At 56.2% G+C, this 25,884-nt stretch carries 24 protein-coding genes; 12 read left to right on the forward strand and 12 right to left on the reverse strand.

Annotated features, from left to right (window positions below):
- The first annotated feature begins 178 nt into the window (after window positions 1-178).
- Genes VI01_RS16930 through VI01_RS16940 form a run of 3 tightly spaced genes read left to right on the forward strand, consistent with a single transcriptional unit; the run spans window position 179 to window position 3,463 of the window.
- The gene (locus tag VI01_RS16930; protein ID WP_045815994.1) at window positions 179-1,600 is read left to right on the forward strand and encodes a sodium:solute symporter family protein; all 1,422 of its coding nucleotides are present in this window, start codon (window positions 179-181) and stop codon (window positions 1,598-1,600) included.
- 1 nt (window position 1,601) lies between these two features.
- Entirely contained in the window at window positions 1,602-2,789 is a 1,188-nt protein-coding gene (locus VI01_RS16935) for an exo-alpha-sialidase (protein WP_038643551.1), read from the forward strand.
- Window positions 2,786-3,463 carry an SDR family NAD(P)-dependent oxidoreductase gene (locus VI01_RS16940; protein WP_038643550.1) on the forward strand — a complete coding sequence of 226 codons (678 nt, stop codon included), beginning with the start codon at window positions 2,786-2,788 and terminating at the stop codon, window positions 3,461-3,463. The genes VI01_RS16935 and VI01_RS16940 overlap by 4 nt, the downstream gene beginning before the upstream one ends.
- A 192-nt stretch (window positions 3,464-3,655) precedes the next feature.
- Here the strand turns inward: VI01_RS16940 and VI01_RS16945 are convergent, their stop codons facing one another.
- Entirely contained in the window at window positions 3,656-5,614 is a 1,959-nt protein-coding gene (locus VI01_RS16945) for a sigma-54-dependent Fis family transcriptional regulator (RefSeq protein ID WP_045815995.1), read from the reverse strand.
- Between the two features lie 197 nt (window positions 5,615-5,811).
- Between VI01_RS16945 and VI01_RS16950 the strand changes: the two genes are divergently transcribed.
- The 4 genes from VI01_RS16950 (at window position 5,812) to VI01_RS16965 (ending at window position 10,257) form a co-directional block, all read left to right on the forward strand.
- Complete coding sequence (locus VI01_RS16950; protein WP_045815996.1) at window positions 5,812-6,831, forward strand: Gfo/Idh/MocA family oxidoreductase; 1,020 nt, start codon at window positions 5,812-5,814, stop codon at window positions 6,829-6,831.
- Complete coding sequence (locus tag VI01_RS16955) at window positions 6,831-7,610, forward strand: TIM barrel protein (RefSeq protein ID WP_045815997.1); 780 nt, start codon at window positions 6,831-6,833, stop codon at window positions 7,608-7,610. The genes VI01_RS16950 and VI01_RS16955 overlap by 1 nt, the downstream gene beginning before the upstream one ends.
- A gap of 73 nt (window positions 7,611-7,683) precedes the next feature.
- The gene (locus VI01_RS16960) at window positions 7,684-8,598 is read left to right on the forward strand and encodes a substrate-binding domain-containing protein (RefSeq protein ID WP_045815998.1); all 915 of its coding nucleotides are present in this window, start codon (window positions 7,684-7,686) and stop codon (window positions 8,596-8,598) included.
- A 207-nt stretch (window positions 8,599-8,805) separates the two neighbouring features.
- Complete coding sequence (locus tag VI01_RS16965) at window positions 8,806-10,257, forward strand: methyl-accepting chemotaxis protein (RefSeq protein ID WP_045815999.1); 1,452 nt, start codon at window positions 8,806-8,808, stop codon at window positions 10,255-10,257.
- Window positions 10,258-10,338: 81 nt separating this feature from the next.
- Here the strand turns inward: VI01_RS16965 and VI01_RS16970 are convergent, their stop codons facing one another.
- The 3 genes from VI01_RS16970 to VI01_RS16980 all read right to left on the reverse strand — a co-directional run bounded on the left by VI01_RS16970 (window position 10,339) and on the right by VI01_RS16980 (window position 12,632).
- Window positions 10,339-10,629, reverse strand: coding sequence for a DUF1330 domain-containing protein (locus tag VI01_RS16970; protein WP_045816000.1), 291 nt, complete (start codon window positions 10,627-10,629; stop codon window positions 10,339-10,341).
- Window positions 10,629-11,510 (reverse strand): glutathione-dependent disulfide-bond oxidoreductase, encoded by an 882-nt coding sequence (gene yghU / locus VI01_RS16975; RefSeq protein WP_038643540.1) that lies wholly within the window; start codon window positions 11,508-11,510, stop codon window positions 10,629-10,631. Before yghU ends, VI01_RS16970 begins: the two co-directional genes overlap by 1 nt.
- Window positions 11,511-11,612: 102 nt before the next feature.
- A complete protein-coding gene (locus VI01_RS16980; protein ID WP_045816001.1) occupies window positions 11,613-12,632 on the reverse strand; it encodes a LacI family DNA-binding transcriptional regulator in 1,020 nt (339 codons plus the stop codon).
- A 100-nt stretch (window positions 12,633-12,732) separates the two neighbouring features.
- Between VI01_RS16980 and VI01_RS16985 the strand changes: the two genes are divergently transcribed.
- On the forward strand, window positions 12,733-13,743 hold the full coding sequence (locus VI01_RS16985; RefSeq protein ID WP_038643535.1) for a Gfo/Idh/MocA family oxidoreductase: 1,011 nt from the start codon (window positions 12,733-12,735) through the stop codon (window positions 13,741-13,743).
- A gap of 139 nt (window positions 13,744-13,882) precedes the next feature.
- Here VI01_RS16985 and VI01_RS16990 read toward each other — a convergent pair whose 3' ends face one another.
- Window positions 13,883-14,764, reverse strand: coding sequence for a sugar phosphate isomerase/epimerase family protein (locus VI01_RS16990; RefSeq protein WP_038643533.1), 882 nt, complete (start codon window positions 14,762-14,764; stop codon window positions 13,883-13,885).
- A gap of 16 nt (window positions 14,765-14,780) precedes the next feature.
- On the reverse strand, window positions 14,781-15,818 hold the full coding sequence (locus tag VI01_RS16995) for a Gfo/Idh/MocA family protein (protein ID WP_045816002.1): 1,038 nt from the start codon (window positions 15,816-15,818) through the stop codon (window positions 14,781-14,783).
- Window positions 15,819-16,151: 333 nt separating this feature from the next.
- On the opposite strand from VI01_RS16995, the gene VI01_RS17000 reads away from it, so the two are divergent.
- The 3 genes from VI01_RS17000 to VI01_RS17010 all read left to right on the forward strand — a co-directional run bounded on the left by VI01_RS17000 (window position 16,152) and on the right by VI01_RS17010 (window position 19,535).
- On the forward strand, window positions 16,152-17,177 hold the full coding sequence (locus tag VI01_RS17000; RefSeq protein ID WP_045816003.1) for a LacI family DNA-binding transcriptional regulator: 1,026 nt from the start codon (window positions 16,152-16,154) through the stop codon (window positions 17,175-17,177).
- A gap of 254 nt (window positions 17,178-17,431) precedes the next feature.
- A complete protein-coding gene (locus VI01_RS17005; protein ID WP_045816004.1) occupies window positions 17,432-18,355 on the forward strand; it encodes a TIM barrel protein in 924 nt (307 codons plus the stop codon).
- 10 nt (window positions 18,356-18,365) lie between these two features.
- Entirely contained in the window at window positions 18,366-19,535 is a 1,170-nt protein-coding gene (locus VI01_RS17010) for a Gfo/Idh/MocA family protein (RefSeq protein WP_045816005.1), read from the forward strand.
- 69 nt (window positions 19,536-19,604) lie between these two features.
- On the opposite strand, the gene VI01_RS17015 is transcribed toward VI01_RS17010, so the two are convergent.
- The 6 genes from VI01_RS17015 to nac all read right to left on the reverse strand — a co-directional run bounded on the left by VI01_RS17015 (window position 19,605) and on the right by nac (window position 24,169).
- Window positions 19,605-20,342, reverse strand: a complete 738-nt coding sequence (locus tag VI01_RS17015) for an amino acid ABC transporter ATP-binding protein (protein ID WP_045816006.1) — start codon at window positions 20,340-20,342, stop codon at window positions 19,605-19,607.
- Between the two features lie 9 nt (window positions 20,343-20,351).
- The gene (locus VI01_RS17020; RefSeq protein WP_038643525.1) at window positions 20,352-21,107 is read right to left on the reverse strand and encodes an amino acid ABC transporter permease; all 756 of its coding nucleotides are present in this window, start codon (window positions 21,105-21,107) and stop codon (window positions 20,352-20,354) included.
- A gap of 5 nt (window positions 21,108-21,112) precedes the next feature.
- Window positions 21,113-21,808, reverse strand: coding sequence for an amino acid ABC transporter permease (locus tag VI01_RS17025; RefSeq protein WP_045816007.1), 696 nt, complete (start codon window positions 21,806-21,808; stop codon window positions 21,113-21,115).
- Window positions 21,809-21,830: 22 nt separating this feature from the next.
- A complete protein-coding gene (locus VI01_RS17030) occupies window positions 21,831-22,583 on the reverse strand; it encodes an SDR family oxidoreductase (RefSeq protein ID WP_038643522.1) in 753 nt (250 codons plus the stop codon).
- 131 nt (window positions 22,584-22,714) lie between these two features.
- Window positions 22,715-23,131 carry a biotin attachment protein gene (locus tag VI01_RS17035; protein WP_045816008.1) on the reverse strand — a complete coding sequence of 139 codons (417 nt, stop codon included), beginning with the start codon at window positions 23,129-23,131 and terminating at the stop codon, window positions 22,715-22,717.
- A 114-nt stretch (window positions 23,132-23,245) separates the two neighbouring features.
- Window positions 23,246-24,169 carry a nitrogen assimilation transcriptional regulator NAC gene (nac, locus tag VI01_RS17040; protein ID WP_034826712.1) on the reverse strand — a complete coding sequence of 308 codons (924 nt, stop codon included), beginning with the start codon at window positions 24,167-24,169 and terminating at the stop codon, window positions 23,246-23,248.
- A gap of 456 nt (window positions 24,170-24,625) precedes the next feature.
- Here nac and VI01_RS17045 point away from each other — a divergent pair, with 456 nt between their 5' ends.
- Complete coding sequence (locus tag VI01_RS17045) at window positions 24,626-25,828, forward strand: pyridoxal phosphate-dependent aminotransferase (protein WP_045816009.1); 1,203 nt, start codon at window positions 24,626-24,628, stop codon at window positions 25,826-25,828.
- Window positions 25,829-25,884: the final 56 nt, after the last annotated feature.

A 25,884-nucleotide genomic window follows, 5' to 3' on the forward strand; every position in this document is an offset into this window, starting at 1 on the left:
AGCCTATAAATTGCCCTGCTTATGCGTGAATTCATTCTCATGTGAGTGAAATAAATCAATGAGCATAAACAGGGTTGCCTTTGTGCGTAGACACTAAAATAACAAAACAGGCAACCTCATTAACGGCATGCGTGAAGCCCAGCGCAGGCCACGACCCTACGTTATCAATGAGGCTAAAATGAAACAGTTTTCTGCAGAAGGGATGATGATTATTGTCGGGATCGTCATCGCGTATATTCTGTTTACCACCTGGCTGACGTGGCGTCTGCGCAGCAAAAACAGCGGCGACTTTATGGCGGGATCCAACGTGATGCCGGCTTTTGTCGTGGGTGTGATGTTAATGTCTGAGTACATCGGCGCGAAATCGACCATTGGTACCGCCCAGGCGGCGTTTGAAGGCGGGTTTGCCGCTTCCTGGTCGGTGATTGGTGCCGCGATTGGCTTCCCGCTGTTCGGATTCCTGCTGGTTAAGCGTATCTACAACACCGGAAAAATCACCATTTCGGGTGCGATTGCTGAGCGTTACGGCAACTCAACCAAGAACATCATTTCCCTCATCATGATCTATGCGCTGCTGCTGGTGAATGTGGGGAACTATGTGAGCGGCGCAGCGGCGATCTCGACCGTGTTGAATCTCGATCTCACCACGGCGGCCGTGATCACCGCAATCGTCAGTACCTTCTACTTTATGTTCGGTGGCATGAAGGGCATTGCCTGGGTAACGCTGCTGCACAGCGGACTGAAATATATCGGTATCTTGATCATTCTCGGCGTCGCACTGCATATGACCGGCGGCGTTAGCCCGATGATCAAAGAGATGCCGCATTTCTACTGGACGTGGGACGGTAACATTGGGGCCAGCACCATATTTGCCTGGATGATTGGCACCATCGGTTCAATTTTCTGCACCCAGTTTGTGATTCAGGCCATCGCTTCCACCAAAAGTGCCGCATCCGCCAAGCGTGCTACCTGGGTTGCCTTCTTCTTCTGCATGCCGATTGCGATTGCCATTGCGTTAATTGGCGTGGCGGCGAAGTACCTGCATCCGGATATCAAAAGCCTGTATGCACTGCCGGTGTTCCTGCAGGATATGAGCCCATGGCTGGCCGGGATTGTGACCACATCGCTGGTGGCCTCCATCTTCGTCAGTGTCAGCACAGTGGCGCTGGCGATTGCCTCGCTGGTGGTCAAAGATTTCTATGTGCCGTATCGCAACCCAACGCCAGAACGTGAATTCCGTATGACGCGCTGGCTGTCGCTGCTGATTGGTTTCCTGCCGTTAATCCTGGTGCTGTTCGTCCCCGAAGTGCTGAAGCTCTCCTTCTTCACCCGCGCGATTCGTCTGTCGATCTCGGTGGTGGCGATTATTGCCTTCTACCTGCCGTTCTATAAAAGTACGCGCGGGGCGAATGCCGGTCTGATTGGGGCCTGCGTGGTCACCACCGTCTGGTATCTGCTTGGCGATCCGTTCGGCATCAACAATATGTATGTGGCGTTGATTACGCCAGCGGTGATCATGGTGATTGATCGCCTGATCCCTTCGGCACAAACGCACGACAAAAAAGCACCAAAATCTTCGATGCAAAACAGTGGAGCCTGATATGACCGATTCAACGATTACCGTCGAACGTAACGGTAACCTTCATCCGCACGCGCAGGATGCGCAGCAGCTCACGGCGATGCTGCCTTCGGTCTGTCCGCAGAATCACGCCGCTAATTTGCTGCCGCTGCCCAACGGCGACCTGCTGTGTGTCTGGTTTGGTGGCACACAGGAAGGAATTGCCGATATCTCTGTGTGGTGCTCACGCCTGGAACAAGGCAGCAGCCAGTGGAGCGAAGCGCAAAAACTCTCGGATGATTCGACGCGCTCTGAGCAGAACCCGGTGCTGTTCCTCGATCCTGACCAGGTATTGTGGCTGTTATGGACAGCGCAAAAGTCCGGTAATCAGGACACGGCCATCGTGCGCTATCGCCAGTCGCGCGATTTCGGCCGCAACTGGAGCGCCATCGACACGCTGCTCGATCAGCCCGGCACCTTTATTCGCCAGCCAATTACCGTGTTACCGAATGGCAACTGGCTGTTGCCGGTGTTCTATTGCCGCACTCAGCCGGGCGTAAAATGGGTCGGTAATGACGACATTAGCGCGGTAAAAATCTCCAGTGATAAAGGCAAAAGCTGGCGCGATGTGGCGGTGCCGGATAGCCTCGGCTGTGTGCACATGAACATTACTTTATTGCAGGATGGCAGCTTACTGGCGCTGTATCGCAGCCGTTGGGCGGACTTTATCTATCAAAGTCGTTCGACGGATGGCGGTGAAAGCTGGAGTGCGCCGGTGGCGACTGAACTGCCAAACAACAATTCCTCCATTCAGGTGACCACACTGAATAACGGTCATCTGGCGCTGGTGTTCAATGCCATGAGCGCCAAAGATGCCAGCGAGCGTCGCCTGTCGCTGTATGACGAAATCGAAGATGAGGATGACGATGTGGCGGTGGCGGCCGAACCGGTGGTGCACACCGGACGCACCGCATTTTGGGGCGCACCGCGTGCACCGATGACGCTGGCCATCTCCCCGGATGGCGGCCAAAGCTGGCCGTGGCAGCGTCATCTCGACGAAGGCGACGGCTACTGCATGACCAACAATTCGCAGCAGAAGCTCAACCGTGAGTTCTCGTATCCCAGCATCAAGCAGAGTGAGGACGGCGCACTGCATATCGCCTACACCTATTTCCGTCAGGCGATTAAGTACGTCCGCGTTAACGAAGCGTGGGCGAGGGGAGAGCAATGAGCCGACACGCGCTGGTGACGGGGGTTAGCTCCGGGATTGGCGCGGCGATTGCCGATCATCTGCTGGCGCAGGGCTGGCAGGTGACGGGATTTAGCCGCACGCTGGTAAAGAAAGATCATCCCGCCTTTACCTCGGTGAGTGTGGATCTGTTTGATGCCCGATTGCTGAAGCAGGCGCTGGCTGTTTTACCTAAGGTGGATGCGCTGGTGCATGCCGCGGGCATGATGGCGGCTGCGCCACTCGGCGATCTTGATGAGGAGCAGAGTGCGCGCCTGTGGTATCTGCATGTGCAGGTGGCGCAGATCATGGCGAACGCGCTGCAGCCGCAGATGACGCAGGGCGACCGCATTTTGCTGATCGGCAGTCGCACTTCACGCGGTGCCGCTCATCGCAGCCAGTATGTCAGCACCAAAGCGGCGATGGTCGGTATGGCGCGAAGCTGGGCGGCTGAATTAGCGCCGCAGGGGATTACTGTGAATGTGATCGCGCCCGGAGCCACCGAGACGCCCATGCTGCTGCAACCCGGGCGTGCCAGTTCTCCCCCGAAGCTGCCCCCTATCGGACGCTACATCAAGCCCGAGGAAGTGGCGGCGCTGGCAGGTTTTGTGCTGTCACCCGCTGCAGATGCAATAACCGGGCAGGAATTGGTGATCTGCGGTGGAGCGTCGCTGTAGATAGCGGTTTTGTGCTGTTACCCGCAGCTGATGCGATAACCGGGCAAGAGTGAGTGACTTGCGGTGGAGCGTCATTGTAGCGAGCGGGGAATATGCTGCCCCCTCATCTGTCTTCCCTGAATCCCGCCCAGGATTCAGGGAGTGTTGGCACGAGAGCGGGTGGGTTAAGGGAAGCACATGCACTGTTTTATCCTATTTCCCTCGCAATGCGGTGACATCCACCTGCCAGATATTCAGTTTGTTATACAGCGCGGTCCGTGAAATCCCCAGTTGCTGTGCCGACTGACGCAGGTTGCCTCTCTGCTCACTCACCACCTGCAATACATGCTGGCGCTCATTTTCCTGCAGTGATGTTAAAACGCTGGATTGTGGTGGCGGGACGCGCTGCGTCATCTCTTCCGGCAAATCCGGTTTGCCAATCTCCAGCCCTTCACACAAATTCACCATGCGTTCAACCAGGTTCTCCAGTTCACGTACGTTGCCCGGCCAGTGCCACGCCTGTAAGCAGTGCATGGCTTCAGACGACACCTGCGGCGCGATGCGTTTCAATCGGGTACAGAGCGCCTGAATAAACGTATTCACCAGACCTGGAATATCCTCCTGGCGTTCACGTAGCGGCGGAATGGCTAATGAAATCACGTTAAGACGGTAATACAGGTCGCGGCGAAAGGCGCCTTTCTCTACGGCATCCAGCAGATTACAGTGCGTGGCGGCGATGATGCGCACATTGACCTTAAGTGGATGCGCGGCGCCGATACGCACCACTTCACTCTCTTGTAATACGCGCAGCAGGCTGGTTTGCGCCTCCAGCGGCATTTCGCCAATTTCATCCAAAAACAGCGTGCCGCCATCCGCCAGCTCGAATTTTCCTGCGGAGCCGCCGCGCCGGGAACCGGTGAATGCGCCATCGACATAGCCAAACAGCTCACTTTGCACCAGGTCACGCGGCAGTGCGCCGCAGTTGAGAGCGATAAAGGGCTCCTGATGCCGTGGGCTGGCGTTATGGATCGCCTGCGCGAACAGCTCCTTGCCGGTGCCGCTTTCACCGCTTAACAGCACGGTGCTATCGGTGCGGCTGCTGGCGCGTGCCTTCTGAATGGCCTGCTGCACGCGCGGCGCGTGGCCGCGAATCATCTCAAAGGTATAACTGGCGCTGACGCCCATTACCTGCCGCGTAATCGCCCGGATGCGCTGGTTCTCGCGCAGTGACAGCACGCGGCCACCATCGGGTGCGGGCATTAATGAAATCAGGCAGGAGAGGGGCTGCACGCCATCCGGGATAAACTGCAACTCACGGTCATTACAGAATGGCATGGTCAGCAGCGATCCTCCCTGGGGTTGCAGTAACACATCAATCGGCCCGGCCTGAGGATCGAGACCACTAAAGATCTGCCGCGCATAGCGGTTTAACGTTTTGATCCGTCCGTGGCGATCGCAGACGATCACGCCCTCATTCAGGGTTTCGAGGATCGACTGTTGTTCCGCCAGCAAACTGCGCAACATTAATTGTTGTCCCACCGCTTCCGCAGCGGCCTGCACCGTGCCCAGCGTGTGCGCATTGAAGTTATCCGGTGTGGCGGTGAGTGTGAGCACGCCGAGCAGTTGGCCGCTGGCATCTCGAATCGGCGCGGCGGCGCACTGGTAGTGGCGCTTACGCAGATCGATCTTCCAGTTTTCCCCGCTCAACACATACACCAGCCGTTGCTCAATCAGGCAACGAGCTGTGCAGTTGGTGCCGAGCACCTCTTCGCTCAGGATGCTACCGATCGGCGTCAAATCAGCGCCGCAAAAATGCAGCGTGACACCTTGCGCGTCGGTGAGGTTGATATGGCCATCCGGGTTATAGGCCAGCAGGTTTTCCATCACGTTACGCGCCACCACAATCAGCTCAGCATTGTGCGCAAGGATGGCCGCCAGCTCATCCGCCGGTGGCGAAGTGTAGACGAAGGTGTGGGGATCGATGGCACGCTGCTGCGAACGTTGCCATGACTGCAAAATACTGCGGCGCATCCAGCCCGGTTGTTCACCCCTGACAAAGCTGTGCCAGCCCTGCCAGAGCAGGGTATCCCACTCGCCCGCTTCAGACCCTTCCGGCAGGCTGAAGATGGGATCGCTTTCATCTTTAAACGGTAGACGTTCGCTGGTGCGCATCAGCGGCTCCTGACTAATCTGGAATGTCCATTTTATTAACATGTGAAGTTGACATGTAAAGTTTATGTGCAATCTAAGGCGCAAGGCTGTGTAGTGCCTCACACAATTCCCCGTTTTTCAGTTGGCATCTGAATTGCAATGAAATGTCTATCTCCTCTGTCCCGAACGGACATATCCAAAACAGTAAGGAATGATTTATGACATTTCATCTTCAACCGGTTCGTGTGGGTCTGATTGGCGCAGGACGAATGGGCAGCTTCCACGCCGAAAATCTGGCGTATCGCGTACCCGGTGCCACGTTGGCGGCAGTCGCCGATCCGCAGCCCGGTGCTGCAGAAAAACTTGCCAGCAAGCTGGGTGTCGCGAAAGCCTACAGCGATTTGCACGCACTGTTGCGGGATCCGGAGATTGATGCGATTGCGATTGCGGCACCCGCTCGCACCCATGCCGAGTGGGTGATTGCCGCAGCGAATGCCGGTAAGCACGTATTTTGTGAGAAGCCAATGGCGGTCACGCTGGAGGAAGCTGACCGGGCGATTGCGGCCGCCAAAAGCGCGGGAGTGGTGTTGCAGGTGGGCTTCAATCGCCGTTTCGATGCGGGTTTTGCCGCGGCGATAGCGGCAGTGAAGGCAGGCGAGAACGGCATTACGCAGTTAAGTCGTTCTGTGACACGCGATCCGGCGCTGCACGATCCGTCACGCATCCCGCAGTGGACCATTTATCTCGAAACGCTGATCCACGATTTCGACACCCTGCTGCACTTCAATCATGGGGCGAAGCCGGTGGAAGTGTATGCCATCGCCGATGCGCTGGTGCGTCCGGACTTCAAAGATAAAGGTTTGCTGGATACCTCGGTGGTGACGATTCGCTTTGATAACGGAGCGATTGCCATCGCAGAAGCCAACTTCCAGGCGGTGTACGGCTACGACGTGCGCGGCGAGGTGTTTGGCAGTAAAGGGATGCTGCAGGCGGGCCACATCACGTCTTCCAACTGCGTGCGCTACAGCGCGAGTGGTATCAGCATGGAGACTTCGCGTATGGATTCCGATCTGCTGCGCGAAGCCTATGTGGCGGAGATGGTCGAGTTTGCCCGCTGCATCCGCACCGGCGAAACACCGCGCGCCACCGGCGAAGATGCACGCAATGCGTTGGAAATTGCGCTGGCCTGCATTGAATCGGTCACCCTCAACCTGCCTGTCAAAGTGGGAGCACGCTAATGGCTGCTTATCAACTCTCGGTTTGTGCCGAAATGGTGTTCCTCGATCTGCCTTTCATCGAGCGTGTGAAACGCATTCACGCGCTGGGGTTTGGGGTCGAAATCTGGGGATGGGCCAATAAAGACATTGATGCGCTGGTCGCGACAGGTGCGCGATTCACCTCCATGACCGGTTATCTCACCGGCAATCTCACCGACGACGACGAGATCCAACAGCTGCTGCAGAGTGCCGAAGCCTCACTGGCGGTGGCTGAGCGGCTTAACTGCCCAGGGCTAAATCTGCACGGTACCGGGCTGGATGACAAAGGCTTGCCGGTCAAACCCGTGGAAGTGGTCACCGGTGCGATGTGGCTGAAAGCAGTCGATACGCTGCGTAAAGTGGCGCAACTTGGCGAGCGCGCCGGGCGGGTGTTCACCCTCGAAAACCTCAATCTACCGGTCGATCATCCTTGCACCCCGTTCGCGCTGGCGGCCGATACCCTGGCGCTGGTGGAAGCGGTCAACAGCCCGGCGCTGAAGATGAATCTCGACCTTTACCATGCGCAGATTGGCGAGGGCAATTTGATTGAGCTGATTCGCCGTAGTGGTTCCGCCATTGGCGAAGTTCAGGTGGCGGACGTACCGGGTCGTCAGCAGCCGGGAACGGGTGAAATCAACTATCGCGCGATCGCGCGTGCGCTGCAGGAAGTGGGTTACAGCGGCACGGTGGCGATGGAGGGCTGGGCCAGTGGTGACAGTACGGCCGCGCTTGAGCAGTTCCGCGATCACTTCACGATCTAAGCGTTTTACCGCCGGGTATTTGCCTGTTGCCCGGCGTCATAACAATAAAACCTCAACCTACAGGAATCACCTCATGAACATCCGAAACATCGTGCTTTGTCTGTGCTCGCTGCTGCTGAGTTTAAGCGTCAGTGCGAAAACCTTCACCGTCGGCGTTGCGCTGGCCAACTTTGACCTTAACTTTGTCTCGATTCTGCGTACGCAGATGCAGGCAGAGTTAAAAGCCAATCAGCTTGACGGCCAGTTCGTGGATGCCAAAGGGGATGTGGCACTACAAGTGCAGCAGGTGGATGATTTCATCAACCAGGGCGTGGATGCCATCATTCTTAATCCGGTGGATACGCAGGGTGTGTTGCCGATGATCACCGCAGCGAAGAACGCCAATATCCCGCTGATTTTCGTCAACCGTAAGCCAGAAGTGAAACTGCCGGGTGACATGGCCTATGTCGGTTCTGACTCCGCGTTAGGCGGTGAGATGCAGATGGAAGCGTTAGCGAAGAAAATGAACTACAAAGGCAATGTGGCGATTCTGATGGGCGCGCTGTCCAATGAAGAGGCGCGTGAGCGCACTCGTGCGGTCGAAGCGGTGATCGCCAAATACAAAGACATGAAAGTGATTGAGAAGCAGACTGCCAAGTGGCAGCGCAACGAGGCGGTGGATGTGGTGTCGAGCTGGCTGCTGAACCAGCGGCCGATCGATGCGATTGCCGCCAATAATGATGAAATGGCGATTGGTGCCATCATGGCGCTCAGCCAGGCGAAAAATGAAAAGATTCTGGTGGCGGGAATTGATGGCACGCCTGATGGTCAGCAGTTTGTTAAAAACGGCAAGATGGCGCTGACCATTTTCCAGGATGCTAAAGGCCAGGCAACCGGCGCGGTGCAGGTCACGAAGGCACTGCTGGATAAACAGAAAGTGAAGGAATACAACTGGGTGCCGTATCAGACCATTACGCCAGAGAATTACGCGCAGTTTGCTGCGAAGTAAGTCGACGTCAGCGACAGGCGCACTCTGTGGCGCCTGTTCTGCGTAGACAACGCATCACTCTCACATGAACCTGCTCACATCCTTTCCTTTCAATTATTAACGGTCCTAAACTTTCCCATTAACACGCCGATAATTTCACCACTCAGTCTGATCGTTTGGCCCTTCATTGTTGGGCATCTTAATCAACCTCTGGTGTGGAAAATTGTCATGATCGCAACGCCCTTGTCAGGCCCGGACGCCGCGCCGGTGGAGATGGTTTCGCTGCAACGTATTGCACAGCGCGCAGACAGCCTTGCGGTGATCCTCAACTGGGGATTGTGGCCGATTGCGCTCAGCGTAGGATGGATGAATGACGGCTTAACCGTGGCGTTGATGGCCGGTCTGGCGTTAGCACTACTGTCGACTTTCTTCGGCACGGTTCTGCGCGGCACGCTGCTCTCAAGGCTTATGCTCTCAGCGTTGTTGATTGGCTGGGCGGGGTTACTGATTCAACTCGGCGACGGTGAAACCGAATATCACTTCTCGGTATTTGTATTGATGTCGGTGCTACTGGCGTGGCGCGATATCCGCCCACTTATCATGGGGGCAGCAGCAGCGGCCACGCATCACATCCTGTTTAATTATCTGCAGGAAAACGACCTGTTCGGCGTGGTGGTGTTCCATCATCCGGGCTGGGACATGGTGGTGTTTCATGCACTGTTTGTTGTGGCGCAGACCGCCATCTTACTGGTGATTGCGCGTCAGATGGCCGCCGATGCACGTTCCGCGAGTGAAGTCGCGGAGCTGGCCTCACGGATCAACCAGCAGGCCGGGTATCTGACGCTGAATGCGGATAGCCAGCAGAGTGAAAGCCCATTCGCCCGCACTTTCAGTACCACGTTGGGCACCATGCATGGCACGCTTCATCAGGTGAGCCTCGGCGTGAGCGCCTTGTTGACGGAATCTGAGAGTATTTTGCAACGCAACGCTGAACTGTCGACCCGCACCGATGAACAGGCGCAGGCACTGGAAGTGGCGGCCAGTGCGATGACAGAAATCAGCATTGCTGCCAGCTTAACGCGTGACAAAGCACAGAGTGCAAGCGAGTTAGCGCGGGATGCGCGGGCGGTGGCCACGCACGGAGAGGAAAACATCCAGTCGGCGATGGGCTCAATGGCGAAAATCAGTGCAGAGTCACAGCGGGTGAAAGTAATTTTGGAATTGATCGACGGTATCGCTTTCCAGACCAATATTCTGTCACTGAACGCCTCAGTCGAAGCGGCGCGCGCTGGCAGTCAGGGGCGTGGTTTTGCCGTGGTGGCAAGTGAAGTGCGCAACCTGGCGATGCGCAGCGAGAATGCTGCCCGCGAAATTCGTCAACTGATGGATGCCAGCACGTTGAGCACCGAGCATGGCAGGGTGCAGATTGAGCACGCGGCACAAACCATGCGCGAGATTCACAGCAGCATCAGCGGATTGGCACAGCTGGTGACCGAGTTATCAGAGATGAGCGAACAGCAGAATTTGAGCATCGAGCAGATTCAGCAAAGCATTAATAGCATCGATCACAGCGTGCATCACAACGTTCAGCACGTGGCGGAAACCTTGCAGGTGGCGCATCAGCAACAGCAACAGGCCAACCGATTACAGCAGGCAATTGCGCTATTCAAATTGGATTGAAAATCGGCGAGAGGCAACGTGCAGATCTCGACCACTCTGGCTGATAGGGCGCACCGAGTGAGGTGCGCCCCTTTTAGCCGGTCAGGCAACACCCTTAACCAGCAACACGCGATAGTTCGCGCCTTTAACCCGGTGGGCTTTTGCTTCCTGATACGCCGGGCTGTGATACCAGGCTTTTGCTGCATCAATATCCGCAAATTCCAGCACCACGATGCCTTCCGCATCACGGCCTTCCAGCACTTCAAGATCGCCATAAAACGCCAGCGGCGTAATCTGATGATCGCCGCGTGCTTCACCGGCTTTCTGCGCGTAGGTTGCCAGCTCATCTTTATCCAGCGTTTCGTCTTTAATCATCACCACATAAGCGGCCATTACTGCTCTCCTCGCGCCTGACGCTTGTCTTCGGTGTTGGTATCGAAATCAGAAGCATCGTGGCGCTCCAGCAGTTGATCCTGCGGTTCAGCACCAAAGGCTTTATTCACTTTGCGGCCACGGATCACCGCTGGACGCTCAGCGATCTCTTTAGCCCAGCGCACCACGTTTTTGTACGACTGCACATCAAGGAACTCGCCGCCGCCATAGATGTTGTTCAGCACCAGATTGCCGTACCACGGCCAGGTCGCGATATCGGCGATGGTGTACTCCTCACCGGCGAGGAAGCGGTTGTTGGCGAGCTGGCGATCCAGCACATCCAGCTGACGCTTGGCTTCCAGCGTGAAGCGGTTGACGGCGTACTCGATTTTTTCTGGCGCGTAGAAGTAGAAATGACCGTAGCCGCCGCCAAGATAAGGCGCAGAACCCTGCAGCCAGAACAGCCAGTTCAGGGTCTCGGTACGGCCTGCGATATCCGCCGGGATGAAGTGACCAAATTTCTCGGCCAGATACAGCAGGATGTTGCCTGATTCGAACACGCGCAGCGGTGGCGTCACTGAGTGGTCACTCAGTGCCGGAATCTTGGAGTTCGGGTTAACGTCAACGAAACCGCTGGAGAACTGATCGCCATCACCGATGCGAATCAGCCAGGCATCGTATTCGGCTTCTTTAGCCCCGACGGCCAGCAACTCTTCCAGCAGGATGGTGACTTTCTGGCCGTTTGGTGTACCGAGGGAATAGAGTTGCAGCGGATGTTTGCCCACCGGCAGGGTCTTCTCATGCGTCGGCCCGGCGAACGGACGGTTAGTTTTCGCGCCGTTACCTTTGGCTTCCGGGTCCCAGGTCCAGACTTTCGCGGGCTGATACTGATTTTCCGACATAGTGATTTCGCCTTGTTGTGATTGCGTTTTTTGCTGCTACTGAGTGTAGCAGCGACAGATGAAGGCGATTTAACCGCGCTGGCGGTGAGATGCAAAGTGTGATTATGAGAAGTTCTCTTGCGTAAACAGCATAAAGTCCACTTTGCCGGACTGGTAGGTGTCAGGCTGTTCACCCTCTTCGAGATGTTTTAGCAACAAGGTCAACGCCAGCTGAGCATGGCGCAGGGTGTTTTGATCGAGTGTCAGCGTCAGCACGCGCTTCTCGAAAAGCTGGCGCGTGGTGGCATACAGCTCGTGAGTGACGTACATCACTTTGCCGCCGAGCCGATGGCGCGCCAGCGCTTCGTGGATCTGCGTGTTGCCGAGGCCGGTGTTGTAGAGTCCGACGATGTTTTGCGATCCGGCCAGGGTTTTCTCCAGCAGACGGCTGATGCGATCGCGTTCATCCTGCCCGGCAAGAATTTCCCGCAGACGCAGTTGCGGAAAACGCTCCGCCAGCACGGCTTGAAAACCTTCAATGCGCTGACGATGTGCTGAGTAATCGGCGCGGCCACTCACCAGCACCACATCGCCCGGTGCATTGATCATGCTGCCGAGCATCAATCCAGCGGTGCGTCCGGCTTTATATTGATCGATACCGACATGACACAGGCGTGCCGCATTGGGCAGGTCCGTCACCATAGTGATCACCGGTACGCCGCGCGCCTGACACGCCGCTAAGGCATCATAAATCAGCGGATTTTCGTGGGCGAAAACAATGAGTGCATCCATCTTTTTACTGCTGGCAGCAATGTGCGCGGCCAGCTTCTCGGGGGCGTTTTCCGGGATCAGCGTGCGATGCAGGCGCAGGCGACGATAGCCCAGCTCATCAGCCAGTCGGGCAAAGTCCTGTGCCAGTTGCTGAAAGAAGAACGAACCGTTGCCGCTAAGCAGGACTTCAATCTGCCAGCTATGGCGATGCTCCTCTGGCAAAATACGCTTCAAACCCGCATCCCGCGCCGCCTGCAGGATTTTTTTAGTCATCGCCGGGGACACACCACCGCGATCGTTTAATACCCGATCAACCGTGGCCACGCCCACGCCTACTTGCTTCGCCAACTCCGCCAGCGTCAGTGCTTTCATCTGAGGTAATTCCATCAAAAACCGCGTTCAGCTAGCCTGCCAGAAAGCGCTATTTTGACAACATCGGCAATTCCGAAGTGTGAACAAAAGGAGCGTTAAAATGCGGACCCCGCAACGTTTTGCCTTGATTGGCAATGGATTTATCGGCCAGGTGCACGCCGCAAACCTGGCGGCGCATCCTGGTGTGGAGTTGGCGCTGGTGTGTGACATTGATGCGGCTCGTGCCGAAGCGGTGGCACAGCGCTATGGCGCAAAAGCGGCCAGCGTGCAGCAAGCGTTAAACAGTGATGCCATCGACGCGGTGCTGATCGCCAGCGCCACACCAACCCATGCTGAACTGCTGGAGCAGGCGGTGCTGGCGGGCAAAGCGGTGTATTGCGAGAAACCGATTGATTTGTCGTTGCAGCGTGCGCGTGAGGTGGTGGAGAAGATCTCTCCGGTGCAGGTTCCTGTTACCGTTGGCTTTAACCGCCGTTTTGATCTGAGCCATCAGCAACTTAAATCACAGCTCAAACAAGGGCTGATTGGCCGCACTGAACTGATTCAGATGGTCTGCCGCGCGTCAGAATTGCCACCGATCAGCTATCTGCAAGCTTCCGGCGGTCAGATGCGCGATCAGGCGATCCACTTTTTCGACCTGTTGCGCTGGCTGACAGAAGATGAAGTCAGCACTGTTGGCGCACTTGGTGCCGCACTGGCGATGCCGGAGATCCGTGATTTTGATGTCGATACTTCGGTGCTGATCATGCGCATGCAGCAGGGCGCGCTGGCGCAATTGGATAACACGCGCCGCACGGCTTACGGCTACGACGAACGCATCAGCGTGATGGGCAGTGAAGGGATGCTGGCTTCAGAGAGCCAGTCAGCGCGCGGTGCCACGCTGTATCAGGGGAAAGGGATCACTCAGCCCGGCTTGTATCCCGACTGGTTTAGCCGGGTCAAAGAGACGTACTACACCCATCTGGATGCATTTGTGCGCCATATCGGCGGAGAAAAGATCGAAGGGCTGCCGGGATTGATCGACGGTCTGCGCGCGCAGGCGATTGCCGAGGCGGCACAGTTATCGCTGACGCGGGGTGAATTTACAGAAGTGGAGAAAGTGGCAATCTAATGCCGCTACCCCAACGCACTCCCGCAGGCGGGAGTGCTTGTCGGTGGAGAGAGTCTTCCATTCAGCTCACGGGTTGAGCGCGGGCACGATTTATTCCCCCTCTCGCGATGAGAGAGGGGGAAGGAGCCGTGGGGCGGGTCTATTTCAGCAGTTCACGCTCAATCAATTCACGCGTTTCCACTGCCTGATACTTCATCTTTTCCGGATAGCCAAACAGCGCCGCCGAGATAATCGACTCACCGCCGACTTTGTAGGTGCGGTTGGCGAAATCCATCTCACGCAGCGCTTCAAACAGCGCATCGAAGTTCACTTCACCTTCACCCACGGCAACGTGCTGATGAATGGTCGCATCGACACCCGGTGGGTTGACGATATAGCGGCAGTGCTTGGTGTGGTTCATGGTATCGGCAATCAACATATGCGACAGATCGTCGCCCGCGTAATGCAGCATGTTTTTCACATCGCCCACGCCTTTGTCGTAATAGAAGGTGTGCGGCGCGCTATAGATGTATTTGACGTTATCGCTGCGGAACGATTTCACAATATCCGCCGTTTCGTTGCTTTGTTCGCAGAAATCCCAGGGATGTGCCTGAATTTCGACGCGGATGCCTTCACGTTCGATAATCGGTAATAACTCATCCATTGAGCGGTAGAACATCTCTTCACAGATTTCGGGCTCGTTAGGATTGCCTGAGAGTTCGGTATTGATCACCTGCACCCCCATCTCAACAGCGATTTCAATCATGCGTTTCCAGTTCTTTACCGCCGCCTGGCGACGCAACTCGTCCGGGCCAGACCAGCGATAAACCGTGATGAACGAAGAGATTTCTACGCCCGTCGCATTCAGCGCATTTTTGTACTCACGCATGATTTCCCGGCTGGCCTTCGGGTGTTTATAGAACGGATTGATCTGTGGATGGGGCGATTGTTCGATGTACTTGTAGCCCCATTCCGCCACCTGATGCACCATGCGCGTGATGCCCATATCTCTGATGACATCCACATCAAAAGCGATTTTCATATTGTTCTCCTGATCGTTAAGCGGTGCGCTCTTCATTAAACACCACACCGATCTGCTTTCTGACTTCATCCATGGCTTGCAGCGTGGCCAGTGAGGTGGCCAGCGGACGGACAGGCGAGTCAGACAGTCCCTGATGAATACACCAGGCGGTATGTTCGATTTCATGACAGAGCTGAATATAGCGGTTGTTCGGTTCTTCCCAGCGCAGCGTATGGCGGCCATCGCTGGAGGTAAGACGGAAATTGCCCGGCGCGTAGAACTGGCCGTCGAGATAGAGCGTGGCATCACGGCCGGCGATCACGGCGGTGCCCGGTGTGTTGCTGAACAGCGTGGTGTTGAGCACCGAGTGCATGCCGTTGCTGTGAGTAAGCAGCATCGACGTTTGCCCATTCACGCCGCCCGGTGCCGGCTGGCCTTTTGCCACAATGCTGCCTGGCGCACCGCCGACCAACACGCTGAAGCCGATCAAATAGCTGCCAAGATCCAGCATGGGACCACCCGCCAGATCCCGATTGAAAATGCGGTGATCCTGCGTGAAGTATTCGCCATGATCGGCGATGAGAGTATGAACCTCACCTAATGCGCCATCGGCCAGCAATTGACGGATCACATCGTACTTCGGCGCAAAATCGCACCACATCGCCTCTACGCACAAACGTTGTTGTTTGTGCGCTTCCTGCTGTAGCTGCAACGCCTGCTGTGCATTGAGCGCTAACGGTTTTTCAATCAACACATGCTTGCCCGCTTGCAGCGTGCGCAGCCCGTCGGGAAAGTGATGATTGTGCGGTGTGGCGATATACACCACATCAATGTCCTGGCGGCTGAGCAGTGCGTCGAGGCCTTCAACGGCGTGCGGGATATCCCATTTGCTGGCAAAGGCTTGCGCTTTCTCCAGGCTGCGTGACGACACGGCGACCAACTGCTGCTGAGTGTGATGACGCAGCGCGTTGGCAAAGTGGTCGGCGATCCAACCGGGTCCAACAATGCCCCAGCGCAGCGCGGGAATCTGGTTTTCAGGGTGACGGCGAGGTGCAGGTAGGGTCTGAGGGAACATATCATCTCCGTTATTATTGAGTCGTTCATGTGCCGGGAGCCGATACGGCAGATCGCTTTCACTATAGAAAGGCGCGACCGCCGCCTCTATTTATTTACTGATGCAAATCCATCACTCCTCACCTCAATCATCGAACAGAAAAATATCAAACATTTATTCCGTTAGGTAATTTAATGAAATGGATCATTTCATTTTTGCGAGGGCGATCAAATTACTGAGAGATTCTCTATCAGGCCTTGCGATTTGATGACGATTTCTTCCGCAATGGTTTCGCATTTCCATTCTGATTCGGGCATTATTTTTGATAACTAACTATCAAACTGGAAGGTGTTGATGAGCAAAATCACCATGAACGCTATCGCGGATGCGGCTGGCGTCGGTGTCGCCACGGTGGATCGGGTATTGAATCGCCGGGCACCGGTGCGTGCGGCCACCGAGCAGAAAGTATTGGAAGCCGCCAACCGACTGGGTTATCGCATGGCGCCGGTTGCCCCGTTCAGTGCTGAGGCGCACTCCGCGCGCGTGGCACTTCGCATGGGGTTTGTGCTGCTATCAAAATCTTATTCGTTCTATCATTCGCTGACGGATGCCCTGCGGCAACAGACACAGCCGTTGCATCCCGCAGGCAGTGAACCACGGTTTTACTGGCATGATATTGATGACGTTGCAGCAGTGGTGGCCTCGCTGCATAAGCTGGCGCAAGAGGTGGACGTGATTGGCTTAGTCGCGCTGGATCACCCACTGATCCGCCACGCCATCGAACAGATTTCACGCCAGGGCGTGCGGGTTTATGCGCTGTTCTCCAACTTCTCGCCCTGTGGACATGCGGGCTATTTCGGGCTGGATAATCAGAAGGCCGGACGTACTGCTGGCTGGGTGGCCTCGCATCTGCTGCATCAGCCGGGATCGGTGGGCGTGCTGGTGGGCGACCATCGTTTTACCTGTCAGGAGAGTTGCGAAATCAGCTTCCGCTCTTATCTGCGCGAGCAGGACAGCACCCGACGCGTATTAGAGCCGCTGAAAACCCATGAGTCGATTGATGGCGGCTATCACGCAACACGTAAGTTGCTGGAAGAGCATGCCGATCTCGCCTTAATCTACGCGCCCTGCGGCGGCATTGAAGGCGTGATTCATGCATTACGTCAGCAGCCGCAGCGCAAGGTGGCGTTAATTTGCCACGGTCCGGTGAAAGAGGGCGAGCTGGCACTGATTGACGGCACGATCACCGTGATGATTCGCCATGAAATTGAGGACATGGTGCGGCAATTTGTCCGCACGACTCAACAAACTGTCGAATCAGGTGCGCATTTCTCTCAGGTCACGCTGCCGTTTGAGATCATCACGCGTGAGAATCTTTAGCCTCTAAGCACCGAAATCTGGCGACGCGATGAGAAGCGGCAGACTGATTCGCCCTCAGTCTGGCTGACCGGCAATGCGTCGGCAGCACTTAAGTGGTTGGCCTGAAAGTGGCGCCAGTTATGGTTTTGATAGATTATCTATCATTTTTATGATGAAAAATAACATGATCGCTATCAAAAAATGAATGTTTCATGATTGCTGTGGGTGAAATATTTATTTGATACTTGCGCTATCCAACACCGCAAGGAACGATCATGACGATTCACATTGCTAATGCGCCCTGCAGCTGGGGTGTCGACGATCCTAAAAATCCTTTCCTGCCACCCTGGCAGAAAGTCCTGTCGGAAGCAGCTCAGGCGGGCTACAAAAGTATTGAACTGGGTCCATGGACTTATCTGCCTACCGATGCCGCTGAACTGCGTCACCAGCTGGAAGCACATCAGCTTTCGCTAGTGGCGGGCACGATCTTTGACGATCTGGTCAGTGAGGCAAACTTCCCGGCGATGGTAGAACTGACACATAACATCTGTCGCAACCTGTCGCAGGTCCCTACCGCAGAGAAAACCCACGCGGACAATTTTCCCGCGCCTTACCTGGTGATCATTGATTTCGGTAATCCTGAGCGTGCCAGATTTGCCGGGCAGTCTGACAAAGCGCCGCGACTCTCTGGCGAAGAGTGGCAGCGCATGATGCAGCACATCACCACGCTGAGCCAGATTGCTCGCGATGAATATGGCGTGCGTGCGGTGGTCCACCCGCATGCGGGCGGCTGCATTGAGTTTGCCGACGAACTGGAGCAGTTAGTGCAGGACATTCCGCACGAGGTGGCCGGTTTATGCCTCGATACCGGGCATCTCTACTACTCCGGTATGGATCCGATCCCCTATCTGAGCCGTTACTGGGATCGCATCGATTACCTGCACTTCAAAGATGTGAATGACGCGGTCTGGCGCGATGTGATTGCGCGTGGCGTGGACTTCTTTGCTGCCTGTGCCGAAGGGGTAATGTGCCCGATTGGCAAAGGCGCGATTGATTATCCGGCGGTGCGGGCGTTCCTCGCTGAGCGCAATTATCAGGGCTGGATCACCATCGAGCAGGAGCGCGATCCGCGCAACGCCGACACCAGCCTGCGCGACGTTACCGCCAGCCTTCACTACCTGCAATCGGTCGGATTCTGAGGAGAACATCATGATTAACGGCATTAAAGCTCTGGATCGTTCACTGCGCTGGGGCATGGTGGGCGGCGGCGGTACCAGCCAGATTGGCTATATCCATCGTTCTGCGGCACTGCGTGATGGCAATTTCGTGTTGCAGGCGGGCGCATTTGATCTTAACGCTGAACGTGGCCGTGCGTTTGGCGTATCGCTGGGCGTCGATGCGGATCGCTGCTATCCGGATTACGAAACGATGTTTGCGGCGGAAGCGACGCGTGCAGACGGCATCGAAGCCGTTTCCATCGCCACACCGAACAATACCCACTTCACCATCTGTCGTGCGGCGCTGAATGCCGGTCTGCATGTGGTGTGTGAGAAGCCACTGTGCTTCACCACCGAAGAAGCGGACGAGCTGGAAAAACTCTGTGCCGAGAAGAAGAAGATCATCGGCGTGACTTACGGTTATGCCGGCCATCAGCTGATCCATCAGGCGCGCGAGATGATCGCGGAGGGGTTGCTTGGCGAGATTCGCATTATCAATATGCAGTTCGCGCACGGCTTCCATAACGAAGCGGTGGAGCTGCAGAATGAAAGCACCAAGTGGCGCGTCGATCCACGCTTTGTCGGCCCCAGCTATGTACTGGGCGATCTGGCGACTCATCCATTGTTTATCGCGGAAACCATGGTGCCGAAACTGCAGGTGAAACGTCTGCTGTGCAGCCGCCAGAGTTTCGTGAAAACCCGTGCGCCGCTGGAAGATAATGCTTTTGTGATGATGGAGTACGACAACGGCGCCGTCGGCACCATGTGGGCCTCGGCAGTAAACTGCGGCTCGATGCACGGCCAAAAAGTACGGGTGATTGGTGAGAAGGCCAGTCTGGAGTGGTGGGACGAGCAGCCGAACCAGTTGCGTTATGAAGTGCAGGGCGAGCCGGTGCAGATTCTGGAACGCGGTATGGGCTATCTGCATAAAAGTGCGCTGGCCGATGACCGTATTGGCGGTGGTCACCCGGAAGGGCTGTTTGAAGCCTGGTCAAATCTCTATCGTCGTTTTGCGCTGGCGATGGATGCCACCGATCGCGGTGATGAGGCATTTCTCGCCGACTTCTGGTATCCCGATGTGCATGCCGGATTGATGGGCGTGCGTTGGGTAGAGCAGTGCGTGAAGTCAGCGGATGCCGGTGCGGTGTGGGTGGATTGCTAACCTGAAACGACCTCGATGCTGACGGCGGCGCATGACATTGCGCCGCCTCGGGTATCCTGCCCTTTGATATCAATGTGAGCGTAAATCGCTCAGGAAGCGCTGGGCACGCGGGTGCTGTGGTTGGGTGAAGAACTTCTCTGGCGTCGATTTCTCCAGAATTTGCCCCTGATCCATAAACCAGATGGTGTCCGCCACTTCACGCGCGAAATTCATCTCGTGCGTCACGCACATCATCGTCATCCCTTCCTGCGCCAGGCTGCGCATCACCGATAATACTTCACCGACCATTTCAGGATCGAGTGCCGAGGTCGGTTCATCAAACAGCATCACCGGCGGCTTCATTGCCAGCGCACGGGCAATCGCCACGCGCTGCTGCTGGCCGCCAGACAACTGCGCCGGATAGGCGTCCGCTTTGTGTGATAAGCCAACGCGCTCCAGCAACTCACCCGCTTGTTTACGCGCTTCGGCACGCTTCACGCCCAAGACTTTCATCGGTGACATCATGATGTTCTCTGCCACCGAGACGTGGGGGAACAGGTTGAAGCTCTGAAACACGAACCCAATGCGCGTACGTAGATGGTTGAGGCGTGTACTGCTGCCATGAATGTCGGTGCCATCAAATACGATCTGGCCATTATCAATGGGTTCCAGACGATTAACGGTGCGGATCAAAGTGGATTTTCCCGATCCAGACGGACCGCACACCACCACCACTTCGCCGGTATTGATTTCGGCACTCAGGTCGGTCAGTGCCTGATACGCGCCGTACCATTTGTTGACCTGGTTAAACATGATCATCGGGCTCATCGTGGTTCCTTATTGCGAAGAGGTTTTAGTCAGCATCACCGCGGGTGCAACGCTGGGATTAGCCTGCGGCGGTTGGCGACGTTTCTGCGCAATATGCGCTTCAAGTTTGTTAGCGAGCCAGGTGAGGCTGAAGCAGATGATGTAGTAACTCAGCGCCACAATAGCGAACACCTGGAACGGTTTGGTCAGCAGTTGATTGCTGACCTGATTAGCGGCAAAGGTCAGCTCCGGCACGTTAATCACGTAGCCCAGCGTGGAGTCTTTGATGATGGAAACCAATTGGCTCACCAGGCTCGGCAAGGTGTTGAACAGCGCCTGCGGCAGAATCACTAAACGCAGGGTTTTCAGGTGGCTCATCCCCAGCGCACGTGACGCTTCATACTGGCCGTGCGGCAGCGCCTGAATGCCGCCACGCACGATCTCAGCGATGTAGGCGCTCTCATAAATCACCAGCGTACACAGCATGGTGGCGAAGCCGCTGATGTTGTGGCCAATCAGCAACGGGACGCAGAAGTAGGTCCAGAACACCACCATCATCAGCGGAATGCCGCGCAGCAGATACACCCAACAGGTGGCGGGCCAGCTCAGCCAGCGCCACGGCGACAAACGTGCCAGGCCAAGCAACACGCCGATGGGGAAAGCCAGCAACACGGCCAGCACGGAGATCAAAAGCGTACAGAGTACGCCGCCCAGCGGACCGTTAGGGTACTGGCCCATTAACAGCAGCATGCCGTTGTCATGCAAAATGGTGAAGATCTCTAACATCGCCATTACCTCGCGTAAACGCGCTGGAAGCGGCGGGCCAGCAGCGCGCCCAAGCCCATCAGCAGCAGGGAGAAGAACAGGTAACCCACGGTTGCCACTAAGTAGGATTCGAAGGTACGGAAGGTTTGGTTCTCGATATCACGCGTCACATAGGTGAGGTCTGCCACGCCAATCACCATCGCCAGACTGGTGTTTTTGAACAGCAGCACGGTGTGATTGACCACAGATGGCAGCGCATTGCGTACACCCTGCGGCAATATCACCGAGCGCATGGCGCGGACATAGCTCATGCCAAGCGCGCGGGCGGCCTCATTCTGTCCGTCCGGAATGGCGCGCAGGCCGCTGCGGATATCTTCAGAGAAGTAGGCGGCCTGACACAGCCCGAGCGCGATAAGAGAAAATAAAAACTCGGCGTTGTAGTCAACGATCATCATCTGCAGCGATTCCGGCAGCAGTGTGGGGATCGCGAAATACCACATCATCAACTGAATCAGCGTTGGCACATTGCGGTGATAGGAGACGTACGCCTTGACCAGCCCAACGGCAAGTCGATTCTCCGTCAGGCGGACCACCACCAATAGCAGGGCGAGAACCATCGCCAGCAGCCAGGCACCCAACGCCAGTTCAAGGGTGATCACCGTTCCGTCAACGATCATCTGGCCGTAATGGCCGGTTATCACACTGCTGAAATCAAGTGCCATACAGTTACCTCATCGTACGGTTTTACGCGGTGCGGTCGCCCGGTCGCATAGTGGAAAGACCGCCCGGCACCTGCAGCGTCGGGGTTATTTCGATGTTGCCGATGTTGACGGCGACCGGCGCAGACAGCGCAAAGGCCACGCAGTCGGCAATATCTTTGGCCTGCGGCAGTTCGAAGCCATCGATAAAGCGGCGGCGTGCGTCCTCGTGATCGCCTGAAACGTTGCCAAAGATGTCGGTGGCCACACGACCTGGGCAGATTTCGGTGATGCGCACACGTTTGCCATAGCAGTCCACGCGTAGCTGGCGCGACAGGGCATGTACCCCGGCTTTGGTGGCGTGATACACCGAGTTGCCGTTGAAGTTGTAGATGGCGGCAATCGAGGTGATGTTGAATACGTGGCCACGATCACGCGCCATCATGCCCGGTACCAGCAAGCGGCACAGGTGCAGCACAGCACGCAGGTTGACATCCACTTGTGTCTCCACCACGTTTTCGTCTGCCTCAAGAATCGAACCAGGATGAGAGAGACCTGCATTGTTGACCAGGATATCGATCTCCAGATCTTTGCACAGCGCAGTCAGCGCATTAACGTCACTGACATCCACGGCATGCGGGATGCAGCCGGTGCGATCGGCCAGCGCGGCGAGCTGTTCCTTGCGACGCGCCACCGCGTGCACGGTGATCCCTTCTTTGCACAGGCGCTCAACAATCGCTTCGCCCATGCCAGCTGATGCGCCGGTCACCAGCGCGGTTTTGTAATCTGAAAATGGCATTTGTGTTTCCTCGTCTCGCCAGGGGTGTCTCCGGCGTATTGGGTCTTTTTTGACTTTATGCAGTTATGCCGCAAGGGCATAAGACATAAAAACTGTGAGGCGATAAGAGCCCCTTATAACCGGATCGATAATTAATTATCCGATTGAAGAATAAGGATTTCTTCATCGTATTCAACCACGGAACGTGTTTCAGGAGATAATGGCTGCACCCGCCCTTTGCAGGGGCTGAGCACCGGCACGTACAGTGGGCCAACCTGCACCATCGCCAGCAGATCCTGAGGTTCAACTTGCTGCCCCGGCTGGACAAAATCTTGCTGGCTTTGTGGATGGCGACGCAGCAACGTGCCGGGTAGCGGCGCGCCAATGCGATGCGTCACGGGCGGACACGCCTCCGTAGGGATCATCGTGGGGGATGGGAAAGAGGGCGGGGCAAACGTCAGACGCACCGACCACTGTTTGCCCTCTAACACCAGACTATTGAGGCCGGATCGTTGCATCTTGCGCGCCAACGCACGCAGCGTCGGCAGCGGTATCGCAGTTTTTTCCATGGGGTTCCCGTCAAAGCGAAACACGCCCGCCGGAGCGGGCAACAGACCAGATTAATCTAGCGCGTTCGTCAGACGGGCAGTAAGAGGGTTTCGCTTTGCGGTGATAAGCGGGTCTTATCCCACGAGGGTCAGTGGATGGTTCTCCACGTTGCGGCGCGACATCAGCGACAGCAGAATCGATTTCACTGCTTCAGCAGGCTGGGACAGCGGCAGATGATCTGACATGCAGAACGACAGTGAGGCCTGCACATCCGGCTCGATGATCTTCGCCATCCAGGTATCGCCATTTTTCAGCATCGCGCGTGCGGCGGATTCCGGCATGATGGTGGTGCCCAGGCCGGCACTCAGTGCCGCATTCAGGGTGGTTTGCGACTCAATTTCGCACTTCACACGATACTGCAGATTGTTCTGCACGAAGGCGTCATCCAGCACTTTGCGCATGATGTTGTAGATACGTGGCAGGAACAGATCATATTGCGCGACCTGCGACAGCGGGATCTCTTTGACCGGTTTGGCCAGGCTGAACGGGCAAACGAAGCACAGATCTTCTTTCATCAGTGGCATAAAGCGCAGACCATGGATGGTGCGATGATCGTAGATCACTGCCATGTCCATACGTCCGTTCATGATCAGCTCGCTCAGGGTGGTGCCGAAGTTTTCGTTAAAATAGAGCACGATGCCAGGATGTTGTTGCTGCACTTCCATCATCAGCGGCAGCGCCAGGTTTTGCGCCGCGGTGCCCGGTGCCAGCCCGACCGAGACGCTGCCGCTTAGCGCTGCACCAACCAGATCAATCGCACTTTGCGCCTGTTCGCACTGGCGCAAAATGGACTGGGCATGGGAATAGAGTGTTTTCCCGGCTTCGGTGGGCGTGACGCCGCGTTTGGTGCGAATCAACAGTTGTTGATTCACTTCACCTTCCAGCGTGGCCAGCTGTTGGCTCAACGCGGGTTGGGCAATATGCAGGATATCGGCAGCTTGCGTCAGGCTTCCGACGTCAACAATTTTAACAAAGTACTTCAGGCGACGAAGATTCATGGACACTTCCCTCAAACAGAACGCATATCCTCCTCAAGCAAAGTTGATGCCAGGATAAGCTTTCGTTATTGAACTCAGACAGGAGGGTACGGCTACCGGGCCTCCTGAGGCTGGTGCTGAGCTAGTGAGCCGCCGGCATGGCGGGTGTTGAAAAATGCAGCACTGCACCGAATGAGTGCAGTTGACCCATCAGCATTGCCAATGACGGGCAAGGAAAATCGTGGGTTCGAGATGTGACTCGGGAAAGAAAGTAACACTTTATTAACATCCCGTCAGGCGTGCGGGCGTGACCTGTCGCGCAATTCTGAGTCAATCTGCTGCCTTTATGGCAGAAGTGTGCAGTCGGTCCAGTCATCGCTTTGTGTTATATCACCACAACAAAGCACTATTATCCGTGGCTTCGGCCCTAATCCTATGCTCAGGGAAAACTGACACCCCCCGAACCCAGGATTGACCATGCCCGAGATAGCCGATCGATTAAAGAATGTGACCGTTTCCGCCTCCGTTGCCATGACCCAAAAAGCGCGCGATCTCGCGGCGCAGGGCGTTGATGTGGTAGCACTTTCTACCGGCGAACCGGATTTCCCCACGCCGGAACATGCAATTGAAGCCGCCTACGCTGCTGCACGCGCGGGCGATACGCGCTATCCACCGACCGACGGTACGCCTGCGCTGCGCAAAGCCATCCAGCTGAAATTCAAGCGGGATAACCAGCTGGAGTATGACGTGAGCCAGATTCTCACGGCGGGTGGCGCGAAGCAGATCATCTTTAACGCCATCATGGCGACCATCAATCCGGGCGACGAAGTGGTGATCCCCACGCCGTCATGGATCAGCTATGCCGATATCGTGAAATTTGCTGGTGGCGTTCCAGTACCGCTGCCGTGTGCGCAGGAGAACGGCTTTAAACCGCTGCCGGCGGATCTGGATGCGGCGATCACGTACAAAACTAAATGGCTGCTGCTGAACTATCCGAGCAACCCGACCGGTTCAGTGGCCAGCAAAGCCGAGCTACTGGCGCTGGGCGATGTGCTGTTGCGTCATCCGCAGGTGTGGATTATGACGGATGATATCTATGAGCATCTGATCTACGACGATGTGCGTTTTTATACCCTTGCGCAGGTTGAGCCACGCTTGTATGACCGCGTGCTGACGGTGAACGGTGTGTCGAAAGCTTATTCGATGACCGGCTGGCGTTTGGGCTTCTGCGGCGGTCCTGCGCCGCTGATTAAAGCCATGAGCAACGTGAACACCCAGAACAGCGGCGGCGTCTGTACCCTGACGCAGGCGGCGGCGGTAGCGGTGCTGGAAGGCCCACAGGATCTGTTGCAGGAGCGTGCACGCATTTATCGTGAACGCCGTGATTACGTGCTGGAGCGTCTGACCTCAATTGATGGCCTGCGCTGCCATAAGCCAGAAGGCGCGTTTTATCTGTTTGTGAATATTGAAGGATTGATCGGCAAGACCAGTGCGGGTGGTCGCTTCATCAGCAACGATGCCGATTTTGTGCTGGCGCTGATTGAAGAGCAGCACGTCGTCACCGTACAGGGTGCGGCTTATGGTATGAGCCCGTACTTCCGCTTGTCCTATGCCACCAGCATGGAACGCTTAGAGACCGGCTGCGATCGTATCGCGGCGTTCTGCGCAGGCTGCCGTTAAGCGGAAAGCGAAAAAATGGCTGCCGAAGGGCATAATGCCGATCAGTTAAGACAAAA

It is taken from the genome of Pantoea sp. SM3 (assembly GCF_000963995.1).
GTDB lineage: Bacteria > Pseudomonadota > Gammaproteobacteria > Enterobacterales > Enterobacteriaceae > Pantoea > Pantoea rwandensis_B.

Coding starts and splice junctions, on each gene's coding strand:
- VI01_RS16990 (WP_038643533.1), bottom strand. CDS start 14,764: ATGAAAATCGCTTTTGATGTGGATGTCATCAGAGATATGGGCATCACG.
- VI01_RS16940 (WP_038643550.1), top strand. CDS start 2,786: ATGAGCCGACACGCGCTGGTGACGGGGGTTAGCTCCGGGATTGGCGCG.
- VI01_RS16955 (WP_045815997.1), top strand. CDS start 6,831: ATGGCTGCTTATCAACTCTCGGTTTGTGCCGAAATGGTGTTCCTCGAT.
- VI01_RS17015 (WP_045816006.1), bottom strand. CDS start 20,342: ATGAGCCCGATGATCATGTTTAACCAGGTCAACAAATGGTACGGCGCG.
- VI01_RS17005 (WP_045816004.1), top strand. CDS start 17,432: ATGACGATTCACATTGCTAATGCGCCCTGCAGCTGGGGTGTCGACGAT.
- VI01_RS17035 (WP_045816008.1), bottom strand. CDS start 23,131: ATGGAAAAAACTGCGATACCGCTGCCGACGCTGCGTGCGTTGGCGCGC.
- VI01_RS16945 (WP_045815995.1), bottom strand. CDS start 5,614: ATGCGCACCAGCGAACGTCTACCGTTTAAAGATGAAAGCGATCCCATC.
- VI01_RS17010 (WP_045816005.1), top strand. CDS start 18,366: ATGATTAACGGCATTAAAGCTCTGGATCGTTCACTGCGCTGGGGCATG.
- VI01_RS16970 (WP_045816000.1), bottom strand. CDS start 10,629: ATGGCCGCTTATGTGGTGATGATTAAAGACGAAACGCTGGATAAAGAT.
- VI01_RS16995 (WP_045816002.1), bottom strand. CDS start 15,818: ATGTTCCCTCAGACCCTACCTGCACCTCGCCGTCACCCTGAAAACCAG.
- VI01_RS16980 (WP_045816001.1), bottom strand. CDS start 12,632: ATGAAAGCACTGACGCTGGCGGAGTTGGCGAAGCAAGTAGGCGTGGGC.
- nac (WP_034826712.1), bottom strand. CDS start 24,169: ATGAATCTTCGTCGCCTGAAGTACTTTGTTAAAATTGTTGACGTCGGA.
- VI01_RS17025 (WP_045816007.1), bottom strand. CDS start 21,808: ATGGCACTTGATTTCAGCAGTGTGATAACCGGCCATTACGGCCAGATG.
- VI01_RS16935 (WP_038643551.1), top strand. CDS start 1,602: ATGACCGATTCAACGATTACCGTCGAACGTAACGGTAACCTTCATCCG.
- VI01_RS16985 (WP_038643535.1), top strand. CDS start 12,733: ATGCGGACCCCGCAACGTTTTGCCTTGATTGGCAATGGATTTATCGGC.
- VI01_RS16965 (WP_045815999.1), top strand. CDS start 8,806: ATGATCGCAACGCCCTTGTCAGGCCCGGACGCCGCGCCGGTGGAGATG.
- VI01_RS17030 (WP_038643522.1), bottom strand. CDS start 22,583: ATGCCATTTTCAGATTACAAAACCGCGCTGGTGACCGGCGCATCAGCT.
- VI01_RS17020 (WP_038643525.1), bottom strand. CDS start 21,107: ATGTTAGAGATCTTCACCATTTTGCATGACAACGGCATGCTGCTGTTA.
- VI01_RS16930 (WP_045815994.1), top strand. CDS start 179: ATGAAACAGTTTTCTGCAGAAGGGATGATGATTATTGTCGGGATCGTC.
- VI01_RS16950 (WP_045815996.1), top strand. CDS start 5,812: ATGACATTTCATCTTCAACCGGTTCGTGTGGGTCTGATTGGCGCAGGA.
- VI01_RS17000 (WP_045816003.1), top strand. CDS start 16,152: ATGAGCAAAATCACCATGAACGCTATCGCGGATGCGGCTGGCGTCGGT.
- VI01_RS16960 (WP_045815998.1), top strand. CDS start 7,684: ATGAACATCCGAAACATCGTGCTTTGTCTGTGCTCGCTGCTGCTGAGT.
- VI01_RS17045 (WP_045816009.1), top strand. CDS start 24,626: ATGCCCGAGATAGCCGATCGATTAAAGAATGTGACCGTTTCCGCCTCC.
- yghU (WP_038643540.1), bottom strand. CDS start 11,510: ATGTCGGAAAATCAGTATCAGCCCGCGAAAGTCTGGACCTGGGACCCG.